The organism is Paramylibacter ulvae (genome assembly GCF_014652655.1).
In the GTDB taxonomy this organism is placed as follows: Bacteria; Pseudomonadota; Alphaproteobacteria; order Rhodobacterales; family Rhodobacteraceae; genus Amylibacter; species Amylibacter ulvae.
In genome coordinates this window covers 24280-39958 of record NZ_BMZF01000010.1, presented here as the reverse complement: position 1 = coordinate 39958, position 15679 = coordinate 24280, and the positions used below count along the sequence as shown (strand labels likewise).

The 15679-nt window shown below is 49.1% G+C and carries 16 protein-coding genes; 8 read left to right on the top strand and 8 right to left on the bottom strand.

The annotated features are described in order from the left end of the window. Window positions 1-72: 72 nt before the first annotated feature. Window positions 73-387, bottom strand: coding sequence for a DUF6280 family protein (locus IE094_RS13905; protein WP_099594279.1), 315 nt, complete (start codon window positions 385-387; stop codon window positions 73-75). 211 nt (window positions 388-598) lie between these two features. On the opposite strand from IE094_RS13905, the gene efp reads away from it, so the two are divergent. Continuing rightward, entirely contained in the window at window positions 599-1162 is a 564-nt protein-coding gene (efp, locus tag IE094_RS13900; RefSeq protein ID WP_189641312.1) for an elongation factor P, read from the top strand. Window positions 1163-1290: 128 nt separating this feature from the next. Here the strand turns inward: efp and IE094_RS13895 are convergent, their stop codons facing one another. Continuing rightward, window positions 1291-1770, bottom strand: coding sequence for a PaaI family thioesterase (locus IE094_RS13895; protein ID WP_189641311.1), 480 nt, complete (start codon window positions 1768-1770; stop codon window positions 1291-1293). Between the two features lie 59 nt (window positions 1771-1829). Continuing rightward, on the bottom strand, window positions 1830-2711 hold the full coding sequence (locus tag IE094_RS13890) for a methylenetetrahydrofolate reductase (RefSeq protein ID WP_373295882.1): 882 nt from the start codon (window positions 2709-2711) through the stop codon (window positions 1830-1832). A gap of 103 nt (window positions 2712-2814) precedes the next feature. Between IE094_RS13890 and IE094_RS13885 the strand changes: the two genes are divergently transcribed. Then, window positions 2815-3705 (top strand): LysR family transcriptional regulator, encoded by an 891-nt coding sequence (locus IE094_RS13885; RefSeq protein ID WP_189641310.1) that lies wholly within the window; start codon window positions 2815-2817, stop codon window positions 3703-3705. A 20-nt stretch (window positions 3706-3725) separates the two neighbouring features. Continuing rightward, window positions 3726-4514, top strand: coding sequence for an NYN domain-containing protein (locus IE094_RS13880; RefSeq protein WP_189641309.1), 789 nt, complete (start codon window positions 3726-3728; stop codon window positions 4512-4514). Here IE094_RS13880 and IE094_RS13875 read toward each other — a convergent pair. Further along, window positions 4511-5047, bottom strand: coding sequence for a GNAT family N-acetyltransferase (locus IE094_RS13875; protein WP_189641308.1), 537 nt, complete (start codon window positions 5045-5047; stop codon window positions 4511-4513). The two genes, IE094_RS13880 and IE094_RS13875, sit on opposite strands and share 4 nt — an antisense overlap. A 159-nt stretch (window positions 5048-5206) precedes the next feature. Between IE094_RS13875 and IE094_RS13870 the strand changes: the two genes are divergently transcribed. Beyond that, on the top strand, window positions 5207-5998 hold the full coding sequence (locus tag IE094_RS13870; RefSeq protein ID WP_189641307.1) for an inositol monophosphatase family protein: 792 nt from the start codon (window positions 5207-5209) through the stop codon (window positions 5996-5998). Window position 5999: 1 nt separating this feature from the next. Here IE094_RS13870 and ygfZ read toward each other — a convergent pair whose 3' ends face one another. Continuing rightward, window positions 6000-6752 carry a CAF17-like 4Fe-4S cluster assembly/insertion protein YgfZ gene (ygfZ, locus tag IE094_RS13865; protein WP_189641306.1) on the bottom strand — a complete coding sequence of 251 codons (753 nt, stop codon included), beginning with the start codon at window positions 6750-6752 and terminating at the stop codon, window positions 6000-6002. Between the two features lie 81 nt (window positions 6753-6833). Here ygfZ and IE094_RS13860 point away from each other — a divergent pair, with 81 nt between their 5' ends. Then, window positions 6834-7514: a TIGR04283 family arsenosugar biosynthesis glycosyltransferase gene (locus IE094_RS13860; protein ID WP_189641305.1), complete on the top strand. Its 681-nt coding sequence runs from the start codon at window positions 6834-6836 to the stop codon at window positions 7512-7514. Here IE094_RS13860 and IE094_RS13855 read toward each other — a convergent pair. Then, on the bottom strand, window positions 7492-9402 hold the full coding sequence (locus IE094_RS13855; protein ID WP_229802361.1) for an ABC transporter ATP-binding protein: 1911 nt from the start codon (window positions 9400-9402) through the stop codon (window positions 7492-7494). The genes IE094_RS13860 and IE094_RS13855 overlap by 23 nt on opposite strands. A 98-nt stretch (window positions 9403-9500) precedes the next feature. Between IE094_RS13855 and IE094_RS13850 the strand changes: the two genes are divergently transcribed. After that, window positions 9501-10706, top strand: coding sequence for a pyridoxal-phosphate-dependent aminotransferase family protein (locus IE094_RS13850; protein ID WP_189641304.1), 1206 nt, complete (start codon window positions 9501-9503; stop codon window positions 10704-10706). Here the strand turns inward: IE094_RS13850 and IE094_RS13845 are convergent. After that, a complete protein-coding gene (locus IE094_RS13845; protein ID WP_189641303.1) occupies window positions 10703-11821 on the bottom strand; it encodes a pyridoxal phosphate-dependent aminotransferase in 1119 nt (372 codons plus the stop codon). The genes IE094_RS13850 and IE094_RS13845 overlap by 4 nt on opposite strands. 90 nt (window positions 11822-11911) lie before the next feature. Here IE094_RS13845 and IE094_RS13840 point away from each other — a divergent pair, with 90 nt between their 5' ends. Together IE094_RS13840 and IE094_RS13835 are read left to right on the top strand one after the other, a co-directional pair. Next, window positions 11912-12094, top strand: coding sequence for a Tat pathway signal protein (locus tag IE094_RS13840; protein WP_189641302.1), 183 nt, complete (start codon window positions 11912-11914; stop codon window positions 12092-12094). A gap of 90 nt (window positions 12095-12184) precedes the next feature. After that, complete coding sequence (locus IE094_RS13835) at window positions 12185-12358, top strand: hypothetical protein (RefSeq protein WP_189641301.1); 174 nt, start codon at window positions 12185-12187, stop codon at window positions 12356-12358. A 185-nt stretch (window positions 12359-12543) separates the two neighbouring features. On the opposite strand, the gene IE094_RS13830 is transcribed toward IE094_RS13835, so the two are convergent. Continuing rightward, window positions 12544-15666, bottom strand: a complete 3123-nt coding sequence (locus tag IE094_RS13830; RefSeq protein ID WP_189641300.1) for a valine--tRNA ligase — start codon at window positions 15664-15666, stop codon at window positions 12544-12546. Window positions 15667-15679 lie beyond the last annotated feature (13 nt).

Here is a 15679-nt window from a genome sequence, read left to right as displayed (position 1 = left end):
GCGCAAACTCTGTGCAAAAACACAAAACGCCGCACAATGGCGGCGTTTGTTGAACCAAATTTTAAGGTTGGTTTAAGCGGCCTCTTTCGCGGCAGCTTGGCGGTCACTTTCTTCGCGTGACAAGGCAACAGATGTACGAACACCTTTTTCAACAAACTGCATCATGCCGTTTACACAGCGTTCAGTTGGCTCAATGCCCGCGCACATCAATACTTCGCGCCCGTCACGTGAACGTGCCCAGCGCGCGATTGATTCAACGCCGTTGCCATATTTTTTATCGTCGGCAATCGCATCATCCAATGCGGCCAACACGACTGCGGCAAACAATTTCTGAGAACGTTTACCCTGGTCGTTTGTGTATGCTGTGTCATCAACGTAGTCGAACAACTCGAAGTCCTCTTTACATTTTTAATTTCGGTAAGTCTTGGCAATATGACTATTTTGTAACGATTCGGTAGCCCAGTTTGATCATGGAAGCCATGCGTATAGCGCATAACTATCAAAAAGTAACCCTCTTTCGCTGGTGACTTGTCACAACCAAGTCCAAAAGATATAGGAATGCAAAATTATTCTTCAACCCAGTAAAGGCATTATTAGCATGGCAAAGATCAACGGTAACGAAATTCGACCAGGATATGTTTTGGAGCATAACAACGGATTGTGGGTCGCCGTCAAAGTGGACCATGTTAAACCTGGTAAGGGTGGCGCATTCGCACAGGTTGAAATGAAAAACCTGCGCAATGGATCAAAATTGAACGAACGTTTTCGTTCTGCCGACAAAGTGGAAAAAATTCGCCTTGATCAAAAAGATCAGCAATTTTTGTACGAAAACGATGGTATGCTGGTGTTTATGGACACAGAAACTTATGAACAAATCGAATTGCCTGCGGATATTTTGGGCGAGCGCCGCCCGTTTTTGCAAGACGGTATGACCATCCAGATTGAATACCACGAAAGCGAAGCATTGAACGCAAGCCTGCCTGCCAAGGTAACCTGTGTGATCGAAGAAACAGAACCAGCAGTAAAAGGCCAAACAGCCGCGAACAGCTTTAAGCCTGCCATTTTGGATAATGGCATTCGCATCATGATTCCGCCGTTTATCGACGTGGGTCAGGCCGTGGTCGTACACACAGAAACCATGGAATATTCCGAACGCGCGTAACGCCACATTTACGTTGATGTAAAAAGTTACGTTACGACCCTGATAATACGACCTCTTACTGATACACAGAAATCCCCAAGACCTCGCAAAATTTGCGGGGTCTTTTGGTTATTGGCGAATCGAACGGGTTATTTCGGGCGCATGATCACGCATGTGGTGGAACCCGTGGCATATAGCTTGCCATCATCACGGCCCACGATTTGCGCTGTGGCCACGCCCGTGGTGCGCCCACAATGATCGACCACGCCTTTAATCAACACGTCTTGATCCAGCGCAATGCCGCGAATGATGTTCACCTTGAATTCGGCGGTGGTATAAATCGAACCTTGGGGCAACATGGTCATAACCGAACAGGCCATCGCGCTGTCTAGCACCGTGCCATACCAACCGCCATGAACGGTACCCATTGGATTACTTGCATCAAATTTTGGCGCACCTGCGAATGTGACCGATCCCTTTTCCACCGCATGGAGGCGGAAATTCAACAGCTCCGCAATGGGTGGCCCTGACAAAACGCCGTTCAACATATCAGTCATAAATTCCAAACCAGAACGCGCGAGCAATTCTTCAAAGCTTGGTAATTCTTCGGGGGATTTTGCAAAAAACATTAACGTGGCTCCTTTTCTCGGGGCCACGTTAGGGGGGTGAATTTTATTTGACCAGTGGCTTAGGCAACTTTGGCCGCCGCGGGAGGTGTAACGCTACGCCCCAATGCGCGACACACATCGCTGGTCAGGCGTGCATCGTTTAGGGTGTAAAAATGCAAATCTTCAACGCCCTCATTGATCAGATCATCACAAAGCTCTGTGCACACAGCAGTTGATAACAAATCATGTTCCGCCTTGTTCATCGTATTGGAAAATGCCTTGTCCAGCCAATCTGGCGTTTGCGCACCACAACGTTGTGAAAAAACCTTGGTCTTGGCCCAGTTTTCAACGGGCAAGATACCGGGCACAATTTTGTTTTTGATCCCTGCTTTTTCGGCGCGATCACGGAAACGTAGGAAATCTTCTGCCTCAAAGAAAAACTGTGTAATCGCGCTGTCAGCACCAGCATTAAATTTAGAATGTAGCATCACGATGTCATGATCGGCATTGGTACTGTCAGGGTGCACATGTGGATATGCGGCAACGCGGATATTGAATTGGTTTTGTGCGGCCAATGCCTCGATCAATTCGATACTACCGCTAAACCCGTCTGGATGTGCTTCAAAATTGGTGGCTCCGTTTGGTGCATCACCGCGCAATGCGACGATCTCTTTTGCACCAGCAGCGGCGTAATCTTGTGCCACTTGCAATGTTTCGGAGCGCGTTGCACCCACACATGTTAAATGCCCCGCGACATCCAAACCGTAATGGTCAGCAATCACACCAACGGCGGATTTTGACAGATCACGCGTTGTGCCACCCGCACCATATGTGACGGAAACAAAGCTTGGGTCCAAGCCGACCAAACCCTCTAGCGTTGACCACATCTTGAAACTTGCTTCCAGCGAACGTGGTGGGAACAGTTCAAATGAGAGGCCAAATTTTGGGTCAGAGATATGCATTGGATTCGTCCAGTTTTGTTTCGATGCCCTGTTGTCGTCAAAAAACGATATTGAATCAAATTCATATTTCTAATATTTAATATGAAAATATCGGGAATTAAGAATGTATATCGAATTTCGCCACCTGCGCACAATCAAAGCAATCCATGAACAAGGCGGGCTCGCGCGCGCCGCCGATGTGTTGAACATTACCCAATCCGCCCTGTCCCATCAGGTGAAAGGTCTAGAAGAACAGGTTGGCATGGATTTGTTTTTGCGCCGCTCCAAACCACTAAAGCTGTCCAAAGCGGGGCATAAATTGTTGATCTTGGCCGATCAGATATTGCCCAAAGTGGCAGAGCTGGAAAAAGATTTTGCAGGGCTTCATGATGGCACCAATGGACGGATGCATATCGCGATTGAATGTCACGCCTGTTTTGAATGGCTGTTCCCCGTACTGGAAGATTTTCGCAAAAATTGGGGGAAAATTGACGTTGATATCCGCCCGGGGTTAAGTTTTGACGCCCTGCCCGCGTTGCAACGCGAAGAGGTGGATGTGGTGATTTCGTCAGATCCAGAAGATTGGGACGGCATCGAATTCATCCACCTGTTTGATTACGAGCCGACATTCGTTTGCGCATCCAACCACCCGTTGGCCGACAAAGAATTTATAACAGCAGAGGATTTTCGCGATCAAACCTTGATCACCTATCCCGTAGATAAAACCCGTCTGGATGTGTTTTCGCAACTGTTGATGCCCGCTCGCATTGAACCCGCTGCCATCCGACAGGCGGAATTAACCGCCGTAATCGTGTTGTTGGTCGCATCGGGGCGCGGTGTTTCAGTTTTGCCTGATTGGGTGGTGGCCGATCAAAAATACGGGCATGATTTTGTGACCAAGCGTTTGACCGAAACTGGCATCACGCGTGGCCTTTATGCCGCAGTGCGTAAAAACGAAACCGATGCGGCCTTTATGAAAGATTTTGTTGGTTTTACAAAGGCACGAACAGCATAAATACTTAAGTGGTTTCCAACATGATAAAATCATTTTTTGGTGCAATCTTTCGATGGTTGGCATTTGCTTTCTGCGCGGGCGTGTCTTTTGGCGCACTCGTTTTCGCGATCAGCAAAGTTTATGCGGCATTACAAGCCGACAGTGCTGTTTCGATGATGATCGAGGCTGGTGTTGGTTTTGGCATCGCTGGGTTCATGGGGCGAAATGCAGCACAGCTTTTCACCAATCAGTTTTTTCATAAAACTGTTGAAACGGCGTCCAAATCTTCGATCATCATACCGCCCCCCGCACCTATTGCGGTTGATCCTCCTGAAACATCGCCGAGTTCAGCTTCAAAAACGGCTACGGCGCACAAAAAAGCAAAATCATCCAAATTCAAATCCATCGCGATTGACGGCAGCAATGTGTTTTTGCGTCGCGACCCCAATTTATTGGTCATGCATATGATGGTGGTAACGCTTTTGGAAATGGGGCACGAGGTGCACGTGTTTTTTGATGCCAATATTTATTATGTGATGGAGGAATCGGGCATCGTATTTTCTGGCAACGGCAACCATCACAACCAAATAGCAGAGGCATTTGGCATCCCAACCACCGACATCACAATTGTTCCAGGTGGTAGTCAGGCCGATCACTTTATTCTTCCGTTTGCGGATAAACCTAATGGCGTGGTGATTACCAACGACCGCTTTTCGGAATTCGCCCAAGATTTTCCATGGGTTAAGCATAAAAAACGCTTGGCGAAATTTGATGTGGTGCAAAACCACCTTCTAATTCCGCGTTTCAATATGAAGGTTGAGCTGGTTTAGCCAAACCGCGGGCGCGACAGGATAAGAGTATCCTCGCCAGCATATTGACCAATGCCGTCTTTGGAATAGCCAAGTTTTTCTGCCAACCGGACGGATGTCTGATTTTCGGGGGCGATAATACAGACCGAGCTTGGATCCGATACCATTTGATCAAGCCATTGCAGTGCTGCAAACATTGCTTCGCTGGCGTAACCTTTACCATGTGCGGATGGTGACAAAACCCAACCCGCCTCCGGTCGATGACCAAGCGGTGGTGTCATGTCACGTTTATAATCGGCAAAACCAACTTCGCCGATAAATTCGCCCGCGTGGGTTTCAACCAACCAGTAACCGTACCCCATCAACACCCAATGCCCCGAAAAGCGCAACAAACGTTGCCATGCGGTTTCGGTTGTTGCCGCCTGCCCCGAGATGTGTCGATAAACCAGTTCATCACGCCACATATTCAAACTGGCATCTAAATCATCCTTGATATGAGCCCGTAAAACCAATCGTTCGGTTTCTAGGCGTGGTGCAATTTGAAATTTTGGCAAACGTTATCCTTTGGGCGCAAATGACGAAGCCATGCGGGTTAAATTTAAAAAAATCTGCGCGCTTGGCACGAATTGGCAACAGATTACACATCAATCCCTTTACATCAACAACCCAACCGCCCTATAGAGCGCGGAACCCGAACATCTACAGGTATTCCAATGGCACAATGGTCTGCAAATATTAACGTTATGATCAAGGCTGCGCGTCGCGCGGGGCGCATGTTGATGCGCGATTTTGGCGAAGTCGATAAATTGCAAGTTTCCACCAAGGGAACAGGCGAATTTGTGAACCGTGCGGATATCCGCGCCGAAGAATTTTTGCGCGAAGATTTAGAAGAAGCGCGCGCCAACTATGGTTGGACATCTGAACGCGCTGGCGAGGTTGCAGGCGCAGACCCAACACGCCGCTGGATTGTTGCCCCACTGGAAGGTGCCGAAAATTTCGTGCACGGCCTGCCCCATTGGGCATTGTCCATCGCTTTGGAATACAAAGGCGAAATCGTTGCAGGTTTGGTTTTCAATCCTATCGACGAAGAATTGTTCGTGGCCGAAAAAGGCAACGGTTCATGGTTAAACGACCAACGTATCCGCGTATCTGGTCGTCGTGATTTGGATCGTTTGATCGTTGGCACCACATTGCCATCTGGCAGCAAATCTGGCCTGCCAACAGCGTTGAAAGACATCGCACATATCGCACCCGCAGTTACGGGTGTGCGCAACTGGGGCTGTTCATCATTGAACCTCGCTTATGTTGCCGCAGGTCGTTACGATGCCTGTTGGGATCGCAAATTGGACATCTGGAATATCGCTGCTGGTGCGTTGATCGTTAAAGAGGCTGGCGGTTTGTCCCAAGGAATCAAATTGAATTCCGATCCGTTAGAAACGGGCAGCATCATCGCCGCCAATAACGAAGTGTTCGATCGTTTCGCAAAAACGCTACGTAGCGCGTAAATTACACTAAACTGACGGTAACATCTTCGGATTTCATCCCATCACCTGCGCGATCAAAGCGCAGGTATGCAATCGCTTGACCGTTTGATTGGCTAAACACCTGTCCGATGGATTTACCATCACGGGTAATCGTGCTGCCAATCGGAACGGCGCCATCAATTGCAACGGTTTTGAACCCTTTACGAAGCTCGGTTTTATGTTTCATCCGCGCCGTGACTTCTTGCCCAACATAACAGCCTTTACGAAAATCCACACCGTGAAGCCGTTCAAATCCTGCCTCTAGGATATAGGTATCATCCGCGACCAGCTCGATATTCGTCTCTGGGATACAGTGTTTCACACGAATGGCTGTCCAATCAATTTTTGGTTCACCACCCTTTTTCGGGCTGTAATTGCGCCAGCCTAGATCCGTGTGACGCGGATCGAGATGTGCGCCTGAGGGCATGTCACCCAGCCCGCGATTAACAAACATTTCAGTGGCTTCGATCTGAACATCCGCGCGCAATTTATACATGCTCAGGCGTTTGGCCAACGCAGGTGCGCGATCAACGGCGATATCAATCAAATAATCATCACCGTCCGCCCCAACAAAGAAATCAAACAGGTATTTCCCCTGTGGTGTCAGGATCGCACTGTACACCAAACCCGTTTTGGTTCCGCCCATGTCATTGCTGATCGTGTCTTGCAAAAACTTGTACGCATCCCCGCCGCTGATCCGTAAAACACCGCGATCAATCGCCAATTCACCTGTCATAATGTAGCAATCCTTCGATTTGGGATGATATTTTTCTTCATATCCGATATGAAGCCATGGAACAGTAAAAATCTATGACCCATGCCCGCACCAGTGTCCATCATTATTCCAACCTTGAACAGCGCCAACACGCTGGGCCCGATGATGGCCGGTTTATTTGAAGGCATGAGCGCTGGATTGGTCTGCGAAGTTATCTTTGCCGATGGCGGTTCCAGCGATGACACCATTAAAATTGGCGATGAGTTGGGCGTGAATATCATTTCATGCCCCAAGGGGCGTGGAACACAGATGGCCGCGGGTGCAAATGCAGCACGCGGCGAATGGTTGTTTTTCGTCCATTCAGACACGCGATTATCAACCGGTTGGGCCGATGTCGTTTTGCAACACGTCCAAACCAACAGCAAAGCAGGATTTGGCAAGTTGCAATTCGATGCAAGCGGATTTGGCGCATCGTTCGTGGCAGGTTGGGCAAACATACGATCACGATTGTTTGGGTTGCCATATGGTGATCAAACACTGTTGATTTCAAAGGCGATGTATCGATCAACAGGCGGTTTTCGCGATATCCCGTTGATGGAAGATGTCGCAATGTCCAACAAAATTGGCCGTCAGAAAACGGCGTTAAAATTCACTGCAACCACAAATGCGGATCGGTTTGTCAACGATGGCTGGTTTCGCCGCGGCACCAAAAACATTGGCACACTGGTACTATACTATTTGGGGCGTGACCCCAAACTGCTTAGCCATCGGTATCACCGTTAATTCCCATAAATCGCACCAATCGCCCAAGCGGGGATTTCATCAGCTTTTGCGCGCCACGCCCAGCGAATGAACGTGTGTTGCGTTCTGTGCCATGAATTGGTGTGGTATCGAATTGCAGATTGAACAGATCGGCATAAATACCGCCACGTTCCAGCAATTCATCATGGCTGCCTTGATCCACAATACGCCCCTGATCCATCACCACGATTTGATCCGCATCCAAAATGGTGGACAAGCGATGCGCAATGACCAAGGTTGTGCGCCCCCTTGATAATTCATCCAGCGCCTTGCGAATGGATGCTTCTGATTCCGCGTCCAGTGCAGATGTTGGCTCATCGAGCAACAATATCGGTGCATCGCGCAAAATCGCGCGTGCAATTGACAGGCGTTGTTTTTCCCCACCTGAAAACGCAGCCTTTGATGGATCGATCATTGTATTGTAACCATCGGGCAATTTGTTGATAAAGCTGTGCGCGGCTGCGGCCTTGGCCGCCTTAATACAATCAACTTGGCTGGCATCGGTACGGCCAAATGAAATGTTGTCCAGCACGGTCGCTGACAACAGCACGCTGTCTTGGCTGACCACCGAAATCTGATCGCGTAGTGCAGACAGTTTAAATTCATCGATCGCACGGCCATCAATTTTGATCACGCCACCCGTGGCATCAAACAAACGCGGCAACAGGTTAAACACGGTAGATTTGCCAGCACCAGAACGCCCAACAAAGGCATAGGTTTTACCTGCCCCAATTTCCAAATTCATATCGTGCAACGCATGATATCCATCGGGGTATTTAAAATTCACATTTTCGAATGAAATACTGCCATTGGCACGAGTGCCATCAGCATATTCAAACGTACCGTCAGCGATGATTTGGGGCGTATCGAACAGTGCAAACACACGATCCAACGCACCCATCCCCTGTAATCCAGTGGCATAAGCCTTGCCCAATTTACGCGCTGGATTTGTGGCCACGCCAAGTGCAGTCAACAGCCCAATAAACCCGGCCAAATCAATCGCACCAGAACGCATCCGAAGTGCAACCAAAAATAACAGCATCGCGATGGCCAAACCACCCAAGATTTCCATTAGGGGTGAAACGCTTGCCTGCCATTTCATCAAATCGACACGCAGTTTGTATAGGCGTTCAAACACTTGGTTTGCGCCATCCTTTAACCGTTCTTCCAAACGATAGGTGCGCACCATGCGGATACCTGACAGGCCTTCGTTCACTGCGCCAGTCATCGCCGCGATTTCCTCTTGGGTATCAGACGAAATTTTACGCACCCGTGATCCCGCAATTCCCACAGGACCAAACGCCAACGCGAAAATCACGATAAGTCCGAGCGTCATTGCCCAATCGATCGATAACATCACCGCAAAGGTAGCAATCACAGTTAAAATCGCGGTAACTGAACCAAACACTTCTGTTGTCGCGGTGCGAACCAATTCGATATCTGCGGAAAAACGCGATGCCAATGCCGCGGGCGATTCCGCCAACAGATTCGATAGATCCATATAAACCAAACTATCAAACATCTTTGCTTGCATATCGGCCTGAACACGGGTCAGCACTTTGTTTTGAATGATCTGATAACCGTATCGGCACAGCCCTTTTGACGCGGTCAAAACGATAATCCCGATCGGGCCCCAATAAATCACATCTTGTGCACCATGCTCAAACGCAGACATCACCATTTGCATGAATTTGGCATATCCTGCGGCCGCGCCAGCCACGATAATCATCAAGATAAGCGTGCCAGCCAAAACACCCGCGTGTGGGCGCAACCAATCGCGCCACATCCGCCCATATGCCGCGCGAACACTAATTTGATCCGTCGTTTTTGTGGACATACAGCCTTTTCCCCAGTCAATTCGTTTTGTCATATCACGCCAAATCGCACTGTCCAACAGTCCATTTGCAACAAGTGTTTGACGCAAGCTGTTGTGAAGCCTAACAAAAGAAAAAACATTAGGTTGAATTCATGTCACTACACCACGGTCGCACCATCCTCGCAATTCCAGGTCCATCGGTAATGCCAGAGCGTGTTATTCGCGCCATGCACCGTGCATCGCCCAATATATATGAAGGCGAAATGATTGATATGACGGCAACCATATTGCCAGATTTGAAACAGGTTGCGCGCACAACTGGTAATGTTGCGATTTATATTGGCAACGGCCATGCCGCTTGGGAAGCGTCGATAAACAACACATTGAATGCTGGCGACAAGGTGCTGGTTCTTGGCACAGGTCGGTTTGGGCCTGGCTGGGGCGATATGGGCAAAAGCCTTGGAATTGATGTGGAATTAATGAATTTTGGCATGCATGCCGATGCCGACCCTTTGCAGGTGTGTGAACGCCTATTGGCCGATAAATCACACGACATTCGTGCCGTGTTAACGGTTCAAACAGATACGGCGAGTTCGGTTCAAAATGATATTCCTGCCCTGCGCAAGGCAATTGACGACGCCAATCATCCCGCTCTTTTCATGGTCGATTGCATTGCCAGCTTGGGGTGTGAACCACATGAAATGGATCAATGGGGCGTCGATGTGATGGTCTCGGCCTGTCAAAAAGGTTTGATGACACCAGCGGGTTTGGCATTCGTCTTTTTCAACGAAAAAGCGCAAGAGGCACATAAAAACGTCAGCCCTAGTTTATATTGGGATTGGACGACACGCGCAAAACCCGATGTGTATTACCAGCACTTTGGCGGAACGGCCCCAACACATCATTTGTATGCGCTTCGCGAAGCCTTGGATATGATAGTGCATGAAGAAGGCATCGAAAATGTCTGGGCACGCCACGAAACATTTGCAAATGCAATTTGGTCGGCGATTGAGCGTTGGGGTGACACAGGAACCATGTGGCACAACATTGAGAACCGATCAAAACGATCGTTGGCAGTGTCATCCATTCAAACCACCCCCGACGTTGGCGGCATATTGCGCCATGATTGTGAACATCTTGCGGGTGTGACCCTTGGCATCGGTCTTGGCATGGCGCAACCCAACACACCTGAATATGCCCAATATTTTCGTATTGGGCATATGGGGCATTTGAATGTGCACATGGTCATGGGTACGCTGGGCGCCATTGATTTTGCATTGAAACGCAACAAAATCCCGCATGGCGATGATGCACTTTCTGCGGCAAGTGCCGTTATTGCTAGTCACAATTTCGGTTAGACCCGCGCCATTTCCAACGCCTGCGGCAACACTTTTGCAAACAACGCTAAATCATCAGCTGTTCCTGCCGAAACACGGATACAGCGATCATGTGGTGGCACAAATGGCATACGCACAAACACGCCCAATTCGCCAAGTGCTCCAACAACGCGCCGTGCGTAATCGCCATCAGCCCCACAATCCAAGGTGACAAAATTGGTTGCAGACGTGAGCGCTGTCAAACCATTCGCCGCACCAATCTCGGTAATTTTTCGTTTTGCATCATTAATTTGCGCAATAACTTGCGACAAATATTGTTGATCGTTCAAGGCAGCCAAAGCCGCCATTTGTGAAATCTTTGGAATGCCAAAATGGTTACGAACCTTGTCAAATGCACGAATGAGATCAACATGACCAATTGCATATCCAACCCGCGCACCCGCCATGCCATAAGCCTTGGAAAATGTACGCATGCGGATGACATTTGGATTATCCGTGTCGAATGCTGGGCTGCTGCCGTCCGGTGCACATTCAATATAAGCTTCGTCTAAAATCAGCAGGCTGCCATCAGGAACTTCATCGATCATTTTCTGCACGGCATTTAAAGAATGCACAGTTCCCATCGGATTGTCAGGGTTTGCAAAATAAATTAGCTTTGGCTGGGCCTTATTCGCCATCGCAATCAACGCATCAGGATCTTCAAAGTCTCCACGGTATGGAACAGTGATCAATTCGCCACCATACCCTGTGACATGATAATTAAACGTCGGGTACGCGCCAAGCGATGTCACAACCGTATCCCCCGCTTCCACCAGTAAACGCACCAAATATCCAAGCAGACCATCGATACCTTCGCCAATGACGATGTTTTCTGGTGCAACACCGTGGTGCACGCCAAGCGCGTCACGCAAATCCGCACTTTCCGGATCAGAATATTTCCACATATGCTGTGATGCATCAGCAATAGCGCCAAGAACCTTTGCTGATGGGCCAAAAACGCTCTCGTTTGCCCCTAATCGCGCATCGAATGCGCGTCCTCGAAGCCGCTCTTGTGTTTCAGGCCCCACAAAAGGAACGCTCGCCGCAAGCGACTTAGTCAGTTTAGTGAACCTTGGTCCCGCTGGAGTTTTATTCATTGAGACAGTCCCGTGTAATGGTGTTCAAACTTGTAATTTCGACTTCACATCATATGTAAACTTGGCGCAATTACTAAATGGGGGATAAAGATGTCAAATTCGAAACCAACCGTTAAAATGACCCGTCGCGGTGTGTTGGCAACGGGTGGCGCAGCCGTCGGTGCACGTTTTTTGCCCAAGATCGCCGCCAGCACGGGTGGGCGTCGTATCCTTACACTCTATTTTGACAAAACAGTTGGCGCAATGCGTGCCGTGGAACGTTTGGTGCCGTAGTTACAAAGAATTCACATAGAGCTGCTACATATTGCATTGCAACCAGATCGATTCGCACAATCTGGTAACTGCTGCCAAAGGATCTATGACATGAAACCGATCAAATCTGATGAATTCGTATCAAACACTGCCCTAGTATCTCGCTATCGTACAATAAATCTTACGAAATTCGGCATGTATTATGCCGCTCCAATCGAAAACGGAGAGCCGGTGTTAACCCTGTGTTATGATGCGCAATCTGGCCGACTTGTCGCCGCGCACTAATCGAAAAAACGGCCCCGAGGATTCCCCAAGGCCGTCTCCAAATGTACGGTCATCGGCGTCCCCGCCTGTTCCGTAGTTACAATTTGAAACAAATTCGTTTCCAAATGTTTAATACATCCTCGCCGAAGGCATTCAGACGTTGGTTCAGCCGCCTTCGGCGAGGATATTTAGAACATTTGGAGTAGTTAGCTGAGCGACTCTACCCGCTCATATGCCGCTTTTAGCGTTGCGAGTTCTTCCCCGCCTGTTTCCACACGGGCGCGATTTTCGGCGACCACTGCTTCGGGTGCGTTGGCGGTAAATTTTTCATTCGACAATTTGCCCTTAATTCCGTTCAACTCTTTTTCAAGCTTTTCGATGGATTTCGACAAGCGCGCCTTTTCCGCTGCGACATCGATAATATCGGCCAGAGGTAAGCAAAACGATCCGCCATCAACGGGTAACGTAATCGCGCCTTTGGGTGCTTCATCGGCGGTGGAAACTTGTTCGATCCGCGCAAGGCGCTTGATCATGGTCAAATTTGTATCCAACGCCTTTTGCGCATTTGCATCAAGCCCGAGATTGATCATCGCGATTTTTGCGCCCGCATTCACACGCATTTCTGCACGTACCGAACGCACCTGTTCGATCAATCCGATCACCCAGTTCATTTCGGTGGCGGCTTTGGTGTCAACAAAATCAGCGACGGTGTATGTTGGCCAATCTTGGTGAACCAACAGGTTGTCCCGCGGCGCGATATCACCCCAAAGCTGTTCTGTGATATAGGGCATTATGGGATGCAACAGGATCAAACATTGATCCAAAACCCATGCCATTGTCGCCTGCGTTTCGGCCTTTACCGCCGCATCATCGCCTTGGAACAACGGTTTGGACAACTCCACATACCAATCGCAAACTTTGCCCCAGACAAAGGCATAAAGCGCATTTGCGGCGTCGTTGAAACGGTATTGTTCGAGGCTGTTATTCACGGATTCAAGCACCGTAGCAGTTTCGCCAATAATCCATTTATTGAGCGTTTGATCGACAGATTTTGGGTCGAAATCCGCAACTGGTTTACATTCGTTAAATTCGGCAAATCGCGCGGCGTTCCACAGCTTGGTACCAAAATTGCGATAGCCTTCGATACGTTTCATGTCGAGTTTGAGCACCCCACCAAGGGCGGCCATGGCGGCACTTGAAAAACGCAGGGCGTCCGCGCCGTATTCGTCGATGATATCAAGCGGGTCCATCACGTTGCCCGTTGATTTGGACATTTTCTTGCCCTTGGCATCGCGCACAAGACCATGCAGATAAACGGTGTCGAATGGCACCTGATCCACGACGGCAAGCTGCATCATCATCATACGGGCAACCCAGAAGAATAAGATATCTTGCCCTGTAACCAGTGTGCTGGTTGGGAAATATTTCTGCATTTCTGGTGTGTCTTCGGGCCAACCAAGTGTGCCGATTGGCCAGAGGCCAGAGGAGAACCATGTGTCAAGCACGTCGGGGTCGCGCCAAATTGGCTCTCGCCAAACACCTGTTTCTATTTCTTCATTAATCGACTTTTGTATTTCTCTGTCCCATTCTAATTCGTTCGAAATATTTACAAAACGAACCTGTGTTCCAAGAAATTTTTCTGCGCAAAGCTCAACTTCATTTTGACTTCCAGCTACAAACACTTCACGTTCATGAAACGAGCCCCAACCTTTGCTTTCTCCCTCATCAAATCTTCGTATAGTGTACCAAACTGGGATCTGATGTCCCCACCACAATTGGCGCGAAATGCACCAAGGTTCGATATTTTCCAGCCAATGATAATAAACCTTTTCACCGCTTTCAGGCATTATTTTAACCGTGCCATCCCGCACGGCATCTAGTGCTGGGCCAACGATTTTATCCGTTTCAACAAACCATTGATCGGTCAGCATCGGTTCGATCACGACCTTTGATCGATCACCAAATGGCTGCATGATTGGTTTGTTTTCGACCATCGGAACGGTTTCTGTGATTTCAGATTCAACGCCGTCGTCGCCTTTAACCTTGCGTGTGACGTCGTGCATCACGGCTAGACCTTCGGATGTGATCTGTTCCACCACTTTTTTGCGCGCTTCGAAACGATCAAGGCCGCGCAGATCGTTGGGGATCAGGTTAATTTCATCAATCGCACCTTGGATTGCTCGATCAGGGTCTTCTGGATCTTGAACAATGCGCCCAACCGATTGAAGAATATTCAAAATACTCTCCGGATCTTGAGCAATTTCACCAGCAAGATTAGCTTCGTGAGTATATCCTCTTCCGTCGGCACGCATCGCACCCTTGGTATCCATCAAGCGATACATTGGGATACCGCCGCGTTTGGCGACTTGGTAGTCGTTGAAATCATGCGCACCGGTGATTTTCACAGCACCTGACCCGAAATTCATATCGGGATATTCATCGGTGATGATCGGGATCAGGCGGCGGTGTTCCTTGGGCCCCACTGGAATTTCGCACAGCTTGCCCACGATGGGCGCATAGCGTTCATCATCAGGGTGCACCGCAACCGCGCCGTCACCCAGCATGGTTTCGGGGCGCGTGGTGGCGATGGAAATGTAATCGCGCTCTTCTTCTAGTGTGACGTTTCCGTCTTCGTCCTTTTCACGATAGGTATATGTCACACCATCGGCGAGCGGATATTTGAAATGCCACATATGGCCGTCGACCTCGATATTTTCGACCTCTAGGTCGGAAATCGCGGTTTCGAAATGCGGGTCCCAGTTAACGAGACGTTTGCCGCGGTAAATCAAGCCTTTGTTATACATTTCAACAAAAACCTTGATCACGGCATCATGGAAATTTGGGGAATTTTCGTGCCCAATACGCGTGTCGCCCTGCGCACCCGCCATGGTAAATGCGGTGCGTGAAAAATCGCATGAAGCGCCAAGACGTTTCAGCTGATTAATGATTGTCCCACCTGATTGTTCTTTCCATTCCCAAATTTTGGCAAGGAAATCTTCGCGGCTCATATCGGTGCGTTTGATGCCCTGTTCACCCAATTGGCGTTCAACAACCATTTGTGTGGCGATCCCCGCATGATCGGTGCCAGGTTGCCAGAGCGTGTCGTATCCTTGCATGCGTTTCCAACGGATCAGGATATCCTGTAGCGTGTTGTTAAACGCATGGCCCATATGCAAAACACCGGTCACATTTGGCGGTGGGATCATAATGGTAAAGGTTTCGGCACCCTCGCGTGCATTTGCACCCGCTTTAAATGCGCCTGCGTCTTCCCATGATTTGTAAATTGCGGCCTCGGCAGAAGCTGCATCAAAATTCTTTTCCATCGCCATTTTCACATGCCTT

Coding starts and splice junctions, on each gene's coding strand:
- efp (WP_189641312.1), top strand. CDS start 599: ATGGCAAAGATCAACGGTAACGAAATTCGACCAGGATATGTTTTGGAG.
- IE094_RS13895 (WP_189641311.1), bottom strand. CDS start 1,770: ATGTTTTTTGCAAAATCCCCCGAAGAATTACCAAGCTTTGAAGAATTG.
- IE094_RS13890 (WP_373295882.1), bottom strand. CDS start 2,711: ATGCATATCTCTGACCCAAAATTTGGCCTCTCATTTGAACTGTTCCCA.
- IE094_RS13885 (WP_189641310.1), top strand. CDS start 2,815: ATGTATATCGAATTTCGCCACCTGCGCACAATCAAAGCAATCCATGAA.
- IE094_RS13880 (WP_189641309.1), top strand. CDS start 3,726: ATGATAAAATCATTTTTTGGTGCAATCTTTCGATGGTTGGCATTTGCT.
- IE094_RS13870 (WP_189641307.1), top strand. CDS start 5,207: ATGGCACAATGGTCTGCAAATATTAACGTTATGATCAAGGCTGCGCGT.
- ygfZ (WP_189641306.1), bottom strand. CDS start 6,752: ATGACAGGTGAATTGGCGATTGATCGCGGTGTTTTACGGATCAGCGGC.
- IE094_RS13860 (WP_189641305.1), top strand. CDS start 6,834: ATGCCCGCACCAGTGTCCATCATTATTCCAACCTTGAACAGCGCCAAC.
- IE094_RS13855 (WP_229802361.1), bottom strand. CDS start 9,402: ATGACAAAACGAATTGACTGGGGAAAAGGCTGTATGTCCACAAAAACG.
- IE094_RS13850 (WP_189641304.1), top strand. CDS start 9,501: ATGTCACTACACCACGGTCGCACCATCCTCGCAATTCCAGGTCCATCG.
- IE094_RS13845 (WP_189641303.1), bottom strand. CDS start 11,821: ATGAATAAAACTCCAGCGGGACCAAGGTTCACTAAACTGACTAAGTCG.
- IE094_RS13840 (WP_189641302.1), top strand. CDS start 11,912: ATGTCAAATTCGAAACCAACCGTTAAAATGACCCGTCGCGGTGTGTTG.
- IE094_RS13835 (WP_189641301.1), top strand. CDS start 12,185: ATGAAACCGATCAAATCTGATGAATTCGTATCAAACACTGCCCTAGTA.
- IE094_RS13830 (WP_189641300.1), bottom strand. CDS start 15,666: ATGGCGATGGAAAAGAATTTTGATGCAGCTTCTGCCGAGGCCGCAATT.